This window comes from Ruminococcoides bili (assembly GCF_040093295.1).
In the GTDB taxonomy this organism is placed as follows: Bacteria; Bacillota; Clostridia; order Oscillospirales; family Acutalibacteraceae; genus Ruminococcoides; species Ruminococcoides intestinale_A.
Map to the genome: position 1 here is coordinate 1 of NZ_JBBNJY010000004.1, position 12,115 is coordinate 12,115.

The 12,115-nt window shown below is 40.3% G+C and carries 9 protein-coding genes; 8 read left to right on the forward strand and 1 reads right to left on the reverse strand.

All coding sequences use genetic code 11. The features are described 5' to 3' along the window. Positions 1-176: 176 nt before the first annotated feature. Complete coding sequence (locus AAAY30_RS01970) at positions 177-1,079, reverse strand: dockerin type I repeat-containing protein (protein ID WP_499215853.1); 903 nt, start codon at positions 1,077-1,079, stop codon at positions 177-179. Positions 1,080-1,420: 341 nt separating this feature from the next. On the opposite strand from AAAY30_RS01970, the gene AAAY30_RS01975 reads away from it, so the two are divergent. The 8 genes from AAAY30_RS01975 (at position 1,421) to AAAY30_RS02010 (ending at position 12,049) form a co-directional block, all read left to right on the forward strand. Continuing rightward, the gene (locus AAAY30_RS01975) at positions 1,421-1,834 is read left to right on the forward strand and encodes a helix-turn-helix domain-containing protein (protein ID WP_177444159.1); all 414 of its coding nucleotides are present in this window, start codon (positions 1,421-1,423) and stop codon (positions 1,832-1,834) included. Between the two features lie 10 nt (positions 1,835-1,844). Then, positions 1,845-2,570 carry an ABC transporter ATP-binding protein gene (locus AAAY30_RS01980; RefSeq protein ID WP_499215852.1) on the forward strand — a complete coding sequence of 242 codons (726 nt, stop codon included), beginning with the start codon at positions 1,845-1,847 and terminating at the stop codon, positions 2,568-2,570. Between the two features lie 2 nt (positions 2,571-2,572). Beyond that, positions 2,573-3,319 (forward strand): ABC transporter permease, encoded by a 747-nt coding sequence (locus AAAY30_RS01985; RefSeq protein ID WP_295053557.1) that lies wholly within the window; start codon positions 2,573-2,575, stop codon positions 3,317-3,319. Positions 3,320-3,330: 11 nt separating this feature from the next. Further along, on the forward strand, positions 3,331-4,083 hold the full coding sequence (locus AAAY30_RS01990) for a heparan-alpha-glucosaminide N-acetyltransferase domain-containing protein (RefSeq protein ID WP_295053559.1): 753 nt from the start codon (positions 3,331-3,333) through the stop codon (positions 4,081-4,083). 144 nt (positions 4,084-4,227) lie between these two features. Then, complete coding sequence (locus AAAY30_RS01995) at positions 4,228-5,901, forward strand: FtsW/RodA/SpoVE family cell cycle protein (RefSeq protein WP_186935947.1); 1,674 nt, start codon at positions 4,228-4,230, stop codon at positions 5,899-5,901. A 70-nt stretch (positions 5,902-5,971) separates the two neighbouring features. After that, positions 5,972-7,369: a penicillin-binding transpeptidase domain-containing protein gene (locus tag AAAY30_RS02000; protein WP_302198987.1), complete on the forward strand. Its 1,398-nt coding sequence runs from the start codon at positions 5,972-5,974 to the stop codon at positions 7,367-7,369. Between the two features lie 30 nt (positions 7,370-7,399). Further along, positions 7,400-10,273: a preprotein translocase subunit SecA gene (gene secA / locus AAAY30_RS02005; protein ID WP_302333230.1), complete on the forward strand. Its 2,874-nt coding sequence runs from the start codon at positions 7,400-7,402 to the stop codon at positions 10,271-10,273. 381 nt (positions 10,274-10,654) lie between these two features. After that, positions 10,655-12,049, forward strand: coding sequence for an NCS2 family permease (locus tag AAAY30_RS02010; RefSeq protein ID WP_186935661.1), 1,395 nt, complete (start codon positions 10,655-10,657; stop codon positions 12,047-12,049). Positions 12,050-12,115: the final 66 nt, after the last annotated feature.

The window sequence follows — 12,115 nt, forward strand, 5'->3', positions numbered from 1 at the left end:
TCTCCAAACTTTTATATTCGGGACGGAAAGTTTATCTTTTTCTTTACTTTGTTGCCCGACCGATAATTTTCTAAAACCTAATCCCACCAACTTTGACAAATAATAAGCCGACAAACATAGTACAAAACTAAGTTTGTCGGCTGAATTTTTATATCATATTATGCTGTTTCGGACAATCACATTCTTGGTTCTTTAACTTCAAATGTAAATGTTTCCTGTGCGGTTTTGCCGTTTGCATCCTTGACCTCAACGAGTACGGTATGGTCGCCTATTTCTAACGGAGTATTGTTCTCATAATTAAGTTTACGCATATCAATAAAGAAATTATTGTCATCCGAATAATCCTGTACCAATAAACCGTTGTCAAGTGTAAACTTATACTGATAAGGAGCAGTTCCCATAAATGCATTTGCGGTAATTGTTACATTATTATCGCTCTTACCGATGTAGTCCTTATCTGTATGAATACCCACAATAACAGGATTTTCACTTTCATATGCGTCAACTACCGTATAATTATACAGGGTTTCCTCTGTGCAATCATCAATAGCGTTATAACTCCTTACCGAAACATCATAGCTGCCACTTTCACTAAATGTATAAGTAAATGTGTTTAACTCTGATTTTTGCTGAACAACCTCGCCGTTAATCAAAAATTCATAGCTGAACGGTGTAACGCCCGAATCCATTGTTGCGGTAAATGTTACAGGAGTGCCTGCCATTGCCTTTCCGGAATCATAATCGGCGCAAAAATTACGGATAATGTGTTCCGAAGCAGTACTATTTCTCTCAAATTCATATGTACCGGCAATATGTTCCTGAATAAGAGTAACATCACTGACATCGTTTACACCGTTAAAATTGACATCTCCTGCATAAAATTGTCTTTTATCAATTTCTGCACTTCCTGCCAGCGCATTCTGAAGAAGTGTTACATCATTGATATCAACTTTAAAATTCTCGTCAACATCGCCTGTAATTATAGGTCTTACCATCGCAGAAACCGAAAAAGCTTGAGCTGTTCCAAGCATACCTACGATAAGAGCAGTTGAACAAACAACTTTTGTGATTTTTTTCATAATTATTATTCCTTTCTAAACTATACATCTTCACTGATAAAGTAAATATTTGTCGGTAAAGTTCTAATATTTATTTTATCTTATATTTGATTATATTATAAAAACGATGAAAATGTAACTGCAATAATAACAGAAAACAATTTTGTATATTTGTGCATTTTTATTAATATATGTTAAAAATGCATTATAAATATATTTGTTGTGAATATGTATCACTTAATTTTTTGAGTTAATAGAATATGTTTAATTACGCAACTATTCTTTACATCTCTTGTATAATTTAGTTGGTTGTTTATGTAAATTTGCTGTGCTATACTTAGGCTATGAAAGGTGTGAAAAATATGATTGGTATGAATTTAAAGGCGCTGCGCAAAGCAAAGGGTTATTCACAGGAAGAAGTAGCGGAAAAAATCAATGTTTCCCGTCAGTCTGTGGCTAAATGGGAGAACGAAGAGAGTATTCCCGATGTTATAAAATGCAGCGAACTTGCTAATCTTTATGAAATATCGCTCGATGAGCTTGTACACGATAAAATATCCGTTGAAGAGGAATCGACAAATTCGGAGGACGGAAAATATGTTTTCGGCATTGTAAAAGTAGGCGAGCGTGGTCAGATAGTTATTCCTAAACACGCAAGAGATGTTTTTGACATTAAACCCGGAGATAAGTTGCTCGTTGTCGGGGATATAAAGCGTGGCTTGGGAATAGGCAAGGTAAGCCGTTCTATTGCAAGTGATTTTGTGTTTGAGGAATGAGGTTTTATTTATGTTAGCGATAAAAACTGAAAATCTTACAAAAAAATACAAAGATAAAGTTGCGGTAAATTCAATTAATCTTTCTATAAATAAAGGCGAAATTTACGGGTTGCTCGGCGTAAACGGTGCGGGCAAGTCTACAACAATAAAAATGCTTTCGTGTCTGATTAAGCCGACAAGCGGTGACGCTGTGCTTAACGGATACAGCATTGTAAATGACAGCAAAGATGTTAAGAGAATTATTAATGTATCACCGCAGGAAACCGCAGTTGCGCCAAATCTGACCGTAAGAGAAAATCTTGAATTAATGGCGAGAATTTACGGATTTGGCAATGAAGATGCAGTAAGCAAAGCTCAAAAAATGATAGAAGATTTTGAATTGAGCGATATAGCCAAATCAAAGGCAAAAACCTTGTCGGGCGGCTGGCAAAGAAGATTGAGCATTGCAATGGCGCTTATAAGCAACCCTGAAATTTTATTTCTTGACGAGCCGACTTTGGGACTTGATGTTTTGGCAAGAAGAGAATTGTGGAATAAAATCAGCGCTTTAAAAGGTAAGATTACGGTAATCCTTACAACTCACTATCTTGAAGAGGCGGAGTCGCTGTCAGACCGCATAGGTATTATGGTAAAGGGAAATCTTGTGGCTGAGGGTACGGCTGACGGACTTAAAAACAGCGTTAATGCCACATCTTTTGAAGACGCTTTTGTAAAAATTGCGGAAGAGGGTAAATGATTATGAAAACTTTAGCTTTTGCGTCAAGAAATGCAAAGGAATTGCAGAGAGATGTTTTAACATCAATTTTCGGTATTGCTTTTCCTATTGTATTGCTTGTTTTGTTGTCGGTAATTAACTCAAGTATTCCGAAAGAGGCACATATGACCTTGTTTGAAATAAAAAATCTTACGGGCGGAATAAGCGCATTCGGACTTGTGTTTTTGTCGCTTTTTTCTGCGCTTTTGGTTTCAAAAGACAGATGCACGGCTTTTATTATCAGACTTTACGCTTCGCCCCTTAAGCCGAGCGGCTACATACTCGGTTATACAGTACCGCTCATTCCTATGGCTTTATTGCAAACACTTGTTACCTGTTTGTTTGCGCTGATTTTCGGTTTATCTTTTTCGGCAAATATTTTGCTTGCGGCGGTTGTAAGTATTGTTCCTGCTTTTTTATATATTTCAATAGGGCTATTGTGCGGTATGGCATTTAGTGATAAAATGGTAGGTATAATATGCGGTGCGGTACTCACAAACCTGTCGGCATGGCTTTCAAATATATGGTTTGACATCTCGCTTGTAGGCGGTGCATTTCAAAAAATCGCAGAATTTTTGCCGTTTATTCATTGCGTAAATGCTTTAAGGGCAGCGCTTGAGGGCAATTATTCGCAGATAATACCCGAATTACTTTGGGTATTCGGATATGCCGCAGTAATTTTTGCTTGTGCTGTATTGCTGTTTAACCGCAGAATGAAACAGGATAAGTAAGGAATTTGCGAATGAACAAGGACACTCTAAAAAGTAAAAAACGATATGACTTAATTGATTCAATCCGTGGCTTTGCCGTTATTAATATGGTTGCGTTTCACGCATTGTATGATATTTTTATGATATACGGCGACGGTTCTGCTTTTACAAACTCATTTTTTGCCGTATGGGAACGCTTTATTTGTGTATCGTTTATTATTATTTCGGGAGTGTCTTTTAATTTTTCAAATCATACGGTCAGAAACGGAATAATAGTGAGCTTATGCGGTTTTGTTGTTACAACAGTTACTGCAATAGCTATACCGAGTCAGGTTGTTTGGTTCGGAATACTGAATTTATTGGGTATTTCAATGCTTATATGTTCGGCACTGAAAGACTTATTTAATGCAATTCCTACTGTAGTGGGTGCAATTTTGAGTTTTATGCTTTATGCCGTTACATACGGAGTTCCGACAGGCTACATAGGATTTTTTGGAATACCGATTATTGAACTGCCGTCTTTTTTGTACGAATATAAATATCTGTCATTCTTGGGCTTTCGTTCGTATGATTTTGTTTCAAGCGACTATTTTTCGATAATTCCGTGGCTGTTTATGTTTGTGTTCGGAATATTTTTATGGCGTATAATAAAGAAAATAAAATGGGAGAAATATTTTTATTTTAAAATTCCCATATTAAATGTAATAGGAAGATACAGTCTTATAATATATCTTTTGCATCAGCCTGTAATAATGCTGATTATGACAATTATTTACGGGTATTAATAAGCAAATAATAGCTTTTGATAAATCATATTGTGCGGTTGAGGGTCAACCGCCTTTATTTTTATTGACTTTTTTACCAAAATGCGGTATTATGATAAATGTATAACTTTAGCTATGATTACAAGGAGGATGCCTGTGCTTGATATGACGGTAATTTACGATTTAGCCATTGTTGCGTTAAGAATATTAATGCCGGTATATGCTATTATAATTGTATATCAGTGCTATGCTGCAATGCGTCGTCGCAGAAGGCCCGAAAAGCCTCTTGTTACACTTTACAATACAGTTACAGGACTTAAACTTCCTGTTATTTTCTGGGAAAATTCAATCGGCAGAAGCAGGGCAAGCGACATTGTCGTTGATGACCCTGCCGTTTCAAGAAATCACTGTGTTCTTTTGAGAAGAGCCAGCGGCTGGTATATCTGCGATACGGGTTCAAAAGGCGGTACATATGTAAACGGCGAAGAAGCTGTGGGCAGAACCAGAGTGCTTATTGATGATGTTATCAGTGTGGGCAATTCGCAGTTTCAGTTTTTGCGTGGCGAAGATTATGACGAAAATCTCCGTTACAGTTGGTTTTTTAAGAAAGCCAACAACAAGCCTGCAATGAAGTCGTGGAAGCTTATGCTTTTAATCACGCTTTTCCATTTCTTTATGTGCGTAGAGGCGGTATTTTGGCAGGACGGTACCAACAAGTATTCACCGCTCGTACTTTTCGGATGCCTTGCAGTGGCAGAATGGACATTTTTCTTTGTTTCTTCAAAGGTACTTAAAAGGGTGAGTTTTGAACTTGAAAGCCTTGCGCTGTTTTTGACGGGCGTGGGTGTAATGCTGCTTGTGCGGCAGGTAGAGCGGTCGGCTTATGTACAGCTTATTGCCGCAGTTGTGGGAATGGCGCTGTTCTGCGTAATAATTAAGTTTATTGAGGACCCGGACAGAACTTCGTCAACAAAATTAAGATACGGACTTATGATTGCCGCAGTAGGACTGCTCGGCGTGAGTATAGTATTCGGCAAAATAACTTACGGTGCGGCTAACTGGATCAGCATTGGCGGTATTTCTCTTCAGCCGTCCGAAATAGTAAAAATCATATACATATTTATAGGTGCAAACACACTTGACAGATTACAGACAAAAAAGAATTTGTTTGAGTTTATTATATTCTCGGCTGTTTGTGTAGGATTGCTTGCATTAATGGGTGACTTCGGTACAGCGCTCATATTCTTTATGACCTTCCTTTTAATCTCATTTATGCGTTCGGGCGACTTTAAAACAGTAATTCTTGCCATTGTGGCGGCTGTATTCGGTGTGTCTATTGTGTTGCGCTTTAAATCTTATGTTCTCGACCGTTTTAAGGCTTGGGGACATGCGTGGGAATACGCAAATGACTTAGGTTATCAGCAAACTCATGTGCTTACATATATAGCAAGCGGCGGACTTTTCGGCGTCGGCATAGGCAACGGCTTTTTAAAGGGCGTCGGAGCGTCGGAGAGCGACCTCGTCTTTGGCTTGGTTTCCGAAGAAATGGGTGTAATTGTTGCAATTACTCTCGCCGTTGCGGTAGCTTGCCTTGTTATCTATGCAAGAGCAATCACAACAAGAAGCAGAAGTACATTCTATTCTATTTCTGCCTGCTGTGCTGCGGGTTTGCTTGTAATACAGCTTTCACTCAATGTTTTTGGCGCAACCGATATTCTTCCGCTTACAGGTGTAACATTCCCGTTCATCAGCTGTGGCGGTTCAAGTGTGCTTTCCTGTTGGGGACTTATTGCATTTATCAAGGCGGCAGACGAAAGAACATATGCGGTGAAAAAATAATCTTACAAAACCGAATGAGGTATTGCTTTGCAGTACCCTCTGAATAAATCAGAGAAAGGACGGTGTTTGAATGAAAAGAGTATTACGGAGAAGTACGCTTATATTTGCGGTTACGGTAGCCTTTATCGGCGGTATGGGCTTTTTTGCCTACAAGCTCGTTGCAAATTCGGGCGATTGGGTAGATCAGCACTATAACTACCACATCGCAGGAACTGACGGACTTGCAAAGGCAGGTTCAATTTATGACCGCAACGGCAATATTCTTGCTCAAAGTGTTGACGGAAAAAGAGTTTATAATGAAAACCAAAGCGTCAGAACTTCGCTTTTGCACACAATAGGCGATAATTCTTCTAATATTTCTACTGCTTTACAGAGCAGATACCGTTCCCAGCTTATCGGATATAATCTTATTTGGGGACTGAATATGCCCGATTCTCTAAGAAAGGGCAATGACATTAATCTGACAGTAGACGCAGACACCTGCGCAGCGGCTTATGATGTATTGTCAGGCTACGGCAAAGACGGTGCTTGCGTTGTATATAACTACAAAACAGGTGAGGTCATCTGTTCCGTAAGTACAAAGGCTTACGATCCGGAAGCGCCTCCCGAAATTACCGAGGAAAACGAAAAAGACTACGAGGGTGTGTATCTTGACAATACTATTTCTTCAACCTATGCGCCCGGTTCGATTTTTAAGATAATTACTTCTGCCTGCGCTATTGAAAATCTTCCCGACATCTACGACCGTACATGGTACTGTTCGGGTAAGGAAGATATCGGCGGAAGTGATGTGACCTGTGTTGAACCGCACGGTTACATAAACTTTAAAGAGGCAATGTCACATTCCTGCAATATTGTTTATGCGGAACTTGCGGTTGAACTCGGCGAAGAAAAAATGACTGCCACCGCAAATAAAGCCGGCATAAACAGCAGCTTTAAGGTGGATGACAACGAAACCGCAAAGGGAAATTACGATGTAAGCGATGCAAACACAAACCAGCTCGGCTGGTCGGGCGTCGGTCAGTACAATGACAAAGTAAACCCAATGCAAATGGCTGTTATTTGCGGAGCAATCGCAAACGGCGGCAAAACAAAAGAACCGTATATGATAAAGGACGGTTCAATTCTGGGTGTGCTCGGATTGGGCGGCTCGGACAGTACAAACGAACTTTTCAGCAGCAGCACGGCAGAAGCGCTTGACGATATGATGCGCTTTACAATGACCGATTACTACGGCGACGATCTGTTTGGCGGACTTACGATATGCGCAAAGACAGGTACTGCCGAGGTCGGCGAGGACAAAGGCCCTAACGGTTGGATGGTAGGTTATGCAAAGGACGAGGATTGCCCTCTTGCATTTGCCTGCGTTGTGGAAGACTCGGGTTTTGGCTTTACCTATGCGGGTCCTGTTGTTGAGGCAGCTATGATACAGGCAGCAAAATCACTCGGTGCAGCTGCCGTACAGTAAAAAGAATTTATACCGAAAGGACATTTATATATGAATATTCTCAAAGCCTTGTTTGGCAATTACAGTAAAAAAGAATTAAAGCGAATTCAGCCGATTTGCGATAAGGTGCTTGCACTTGAGGACAAGTATGCGGCTATGAGCGAAAGCGAACTCAAAAATCAGACAGCTGTTCTCAAAGAGCGTCTTGCAAACGGCGAAACTACAGATGACATCTTACCGGATGCCTTTGCTGTATGCCGAGAGGGTGCTTGGCGTGTACTTGGTATGAAACATTATCCGGTACAGATTATAGGTGGTATCGTACTTCATCAGGGCAGAATCGCCGAAATGAAAACAGGTGAAGGTAAAACTTTGGTTGCTACACTTCCTGCATACCTTAACGGTCTTACAGGCGAGGGTGTACATATCGTAACAGTCAACGATTATCTTGCACGCCGTGACTCCGAATGGATGGGCAAACTTTACAGATACCTCGGACTTACCACAGGTCTTATTGTTCATTCACTTGACAACGAGGGCAGAAAAAAGGCATACGAAGCTGATATTACATACGGTACAAACAACGAACTCGGATTTGACTACCTCCGTGATAATATGGTTGTTTACAAGGAACAGAAAGTACAGCGTGGCCACGCTTACGCAATTGTCGACGAGGTTGACTCAATCCTTATTGATGAGGCAAGAACACCTCTTATTATTTCGGGTAAGGGCGACAAGTCAACAGATTTGTATGCAAAGGCAGATAAGTTTGCCAGAACTTTAAAGGTTCAGCGCTTTGAAGAGCTTGACTCCAAAGAAGATATGGAGGATTACTACGCAGAAAACGACATCGACTATGTTGTAGACGAAAAGCAGAAAACAGCTACACTTACACAGAACGGTGTTAAGAAAGCCGAAGAATTTTTCGGCATTGAAAACCTTACAGACCCGGAAAACCTTACAATTCAGCACCATGTAAACCAGGCTATCAAGGCTCACGGTATTATGAAACTCGATGTTGACTATGTTGTTAAAGACGGCGAAGTTATCATTGTTGATGAATTTACAGGTCGTTTTATGTACGGCAGACGCTTTAACGAGGGCTTGCACCAGGCAATTGAAGCAAAAGAGGGCGTAAAGATTCAGAACGAGAGCAAAACTCTTGCTACAATCACATTCCAAAACTACTTCCGCCTTTACAAAAAGCTTTCAGGTATGACAGGTACTGCTCAGACAGAGGCAGAGGAGTTCCAGGAAATTTACAAACTTGATGTTGTTGAAATTCCTACAAACAAGCCTGTTCAGCGTATAGATCTTCCGGACTCCGTATTCAAGACAGAAAAAGGCAAGTTTAAGAATGTAATCGACCAGGTTGTAGAGGCTCACGAAAAGGGTCAGCCTGTACTTGTCGGTACAATTTCTATCGAAAAGTCGGAAGAACTTTCAAAAATGCTTAAAAAGCGTGGCATCAAGCACAATGTGCTCAACGCCAAACAGCACGAAAAAGAGGCTGAAATCGTAGCACAGGCAGGTAAGCTCGGTGCGGTTACAATCGCAACAAATATGGCAGGCCGTGGTACCGATATTATCCTTGGCGGTAACGCTGAATTTATGGCTAAAGCATCTATGCGTAAGCAGGGCTTTACAGATGAACTTATTGAAGAGTCAACAGGTCACGCAGAAACAGATAACGAGGAAATCCTCAATGCAAGAAAGACATTTGATGAGCTTAACTCAAAATATAAAGAAGAAATCAAAGAAGAAGCTGAAAAGGTAAGAGAAGCAGGCGGCCTTTACATTATCGGTACAGAGCGCCACGAATCAAGACGAATTGATAACCAGCTTAAGGGCCGTGCAGGTCGTCAGGGCGACCCGGGTGTAAGTAAGTTCTTCCTTTCTACAGAAGACGATCTTATGCGTTTATTCGGCGGTGACAGAATGAAGATGGTTATGGAGCGCCTTAATGTTGAAGATGATATGCCGATTGACGCTAAGTTGATTTCAAATATCATTGACAGCTCACAGGAGAAAATCGAACTCCGTAACTTCGGTATTCGTAAAGATGTACTCCAGTACGACGATGTTCTTAACAAGCAGAGAGAAATTATCTACGGTCAGCGTGATCAGGTTCTTAACGGTGAGGACTTACACGATACTATCTATAAGATGATTGAAGATACAATTGACACAAGCGTTAAGCAGTATCTCCCGGACGGCCCTCGTGAGCATTGGAATCTCCAGAGCCTTAAGGATTATTATAAGGATTGGCTTATTCAGGACGAGAGCCGTTACGACTTTGACCTCGAAGACCTTGAGGATATGGAAGCCGAAGACATTAAGAATATGCTTATCGAAGATGCAAAAGCTATCTATAAAGAAAACGAGGAGCTTTTGCCGACCGAAACTATCCGTGAAATGGAGCGTGTATATCTCCTCAAGAATGTTGATACACACTGGATGGATCACATTGATAATATGGATCAGCTTAAGTCAGGTATCAGACTCCGTTCATACGGTCAGCATGACCCTGTAGTAGAGTACCGCATTGAAGGCTTTGATATGTTCGACGAGATGATTGAAAGCATCAGAGAAGATACAGTTAAGATGATGCTCGTTATGCCTAAAAAGGTATATGAGGTTAAAAAGCGTCAGGAAGCTATCGAGGCTGCAAAGCGTATGGCATTAAAGCAGGCACAGGCTGCACATCAGGTAGTTTTAAATAACGGCGAAGATGAAGAGCCTAAAGAAAGCCCGATTGAAATTGCTTTAAAGCGTGAGCAGGTTGCTCAGCCTACAGAAACTTCGGGTGACGGGACAGACACAGCCAACAAAACTATCCGTAAAGGCAAAAAAGTCGGCAGAAACGATCCTTGCCCATGCGGCAGCGGCAAAAAGTACAAGAAGTGCTGCGGCAAAGACGAATAATTTTACTGAAAATTAAACAGATAAAAAATTCCGATCTGCAAGGGTCGGAATTTTTTGTTGTCGGTTGTTTTTGAAAGTTTAGGTAATTATGGTTTAGCAAAATATTTCGCCGAGTAATTATAAAAGCTTGGGTTAAGTATTTTTCTACCCATAATCTAATAAAAATTTTTGTGAAATACAGTATATTAAATTATCATATTAATATGTTATTGTATTAATGTTAAAAAATTAACGGAATATTTTATAGTATCTTACAAAAATATTTTTCCAGCCGCAAAAGCATTGACTTTTTGCTCGAAAGGTGTCATACTTTTAGTATTAATGCGGTAAACAATAGCCTTTTGGCTTTTGTATAAAAAATTTAATGAAGGGGTTTTCTAAGTGGAAAAACTATTTAAACTCAAAGAAAACGGTACCGCGGTAAAAACAGAAGTTGTTGCCGGCGTTACCACATTCCTTGCAATGGCTTACATACTTGCCGTAAACCCAAGTATGCTTGGCGCTGCCGGAATGGACTCAAGTGCGGTTTTTGCTGCAACAGCAGTATCGGCAGCATTTGCTACACTTTTTATGGCATTTTTTGCAAACTATCCTGTTGCTCTTGCTTCCGGTATGGGACTTAATGCTTACTTTGCATACACAGTAGTTCCGCAGCTTGCATCACAGGGTATTACAAATCCATGGCAGGTTGCTCTTACAGCAATCCTTGTTGAAGGTATTATCTTTATTATCCTTTCACTTTTCAAATTCCGTGAAACACTTGTTAATAAAGTACCTAAGAACTTAAAACTCGGTATTTCGGCAGGTATTGGTCTTTTCATTACAATTGTAGGTTTAAAGGGTGCAGGCGTTATCGTTTCCGATGCTTACTATGACGGCACAGCTGTTCAGTCATCAACACTTGTAACACTCGGTGACTTAGGTTCCGCAAATGTAGTTCTTGCAATTGTAGGTCTTCTTATTGTAGCCGCTTTGTGGCACTTCAAGGTTAAGGGTTCAATCCTTATCGGCATCATTGTTACTTACATTTTCGGCATTATTGCACAGCTTTGCGGTTGGTATCAGGGCACTTCACTTATTCCTGATTTCTCAAACTATGCAATATTTGCTCCTGTTCAGAATATGGCAACAGAAACTTTATTTAAGTTCGATTTTACTTATGTAGCACAGAATGTAGTAAACTTTGCAGTTATTGTATTTGCATTCCTCTTTGTTGACCTTTTCGATACAGTAGGTACACTTATCGGTGTTGCACAGCAGGGTAACCTCCTCAACGAAAAAGGTGAGCTTCCAAGAGTAGGTAAGGCTTTAATGGCTGACGCCGTAGGTACTTGCGTAGGTGCTTGTCTTGGTACATCAACCGTAACTTCTTATGTTGAGTCAACAACAGGTGTTGCCGAGGGCGGCAGAACAGGTCTTACAGCTATGACCTCAGGTATTCTCTTCCTTCTTGCAATTCCTTTCTACCCGATTTTCCTTGCAATTCCGTCATTTGCAACAGCTCCTGCTCTTGTGTTCGTTGGACTTTTAATGCTTAAGAACATTACTCAAATGGACTTTGAGTCTGACATTGCCGACACAGTTGGCGGTTTCCTTGCAATCATTATGATGCCGTTTGCATATTCAATTGCAACAGGTATTATGTTCGGTATTATTTCTTGGGTTATCCTCAAGATCGTTACAGGTAAAATCAAGCAGATTCACCCTGTTATGTGGGTTGCAGCCGCACTTTTTGTAGTACGAATAGTAACCATAGTTCTTCATATTGCTTCTTAAAAGTCAATATTAAAATTTATGCTCCTGCAAAATGCTTGCAGGAGCATTTTTCTGTTGTGAATTGTT

What these genes read in the sequence shown, in the direction of transcription:
- AAAY30_RS01970 (WP_499215853.1), bottom strand. Translation starts at nt 1,079, where the DNA reads ATGAAAAAAATCACAAAAGTTGTTTGTTCAACTGCTCTTATCGTAGGT.
- AAAY30_RS01975 (WP_177444159.1), top strand. Translation starts at nt 1,421, where the DNA reads ATGATTGGTATGAATTTAAAGGCGCTGCGCAAAGCAAAGGGTTATTCA.
- AAAY30_RS01980 (WP_499215852.1), top strand. Translation starts at nt 1,845, where the DNA reads ATGTTAGCGATAAAAACTGAAAATCTTACAAAAAAATACAAAGATAAA.
- AAAY30_RS01985 (WP_295053557.1), top strand. Translation starts at nt 2,573, where the DNA reads ATGAAAACTTTAGCTTTTGCGTCAAGAAATGCAAAGGAATTGCAGAGA.
- AAAY30_RS01990 (WP_295053559.1), top strand. Translation starts at nt 3,331, where the DNA reads ATGAACAAGGACACTCTAAAAAGTAAAAAACGATATGACTTAATTGAT.
- AAAY30_RS01995 (WP_186935947.1), top strand. Translation starts at nt 4,228, where the DNA reads ATGACGGTAATTTACGATTTAGCCATTGTTGCGTTAAGAATATTAATG.
- AAAY30_RS02000 (WP_302198987.1), top strand. Translation starts at nt 5,972, where the DNA reads ATGAAAAGAGTATTACGGAGAAGTACGCTTATATTTGCGGTTACGGTA.
- secA (WP_302333230.1), top strand. Translation starts at nt 7,400, where the DNA reads ATGAATATTCTCAAAGCCTTGTTTGGCAATTACAGTAAAAAAGAATTA.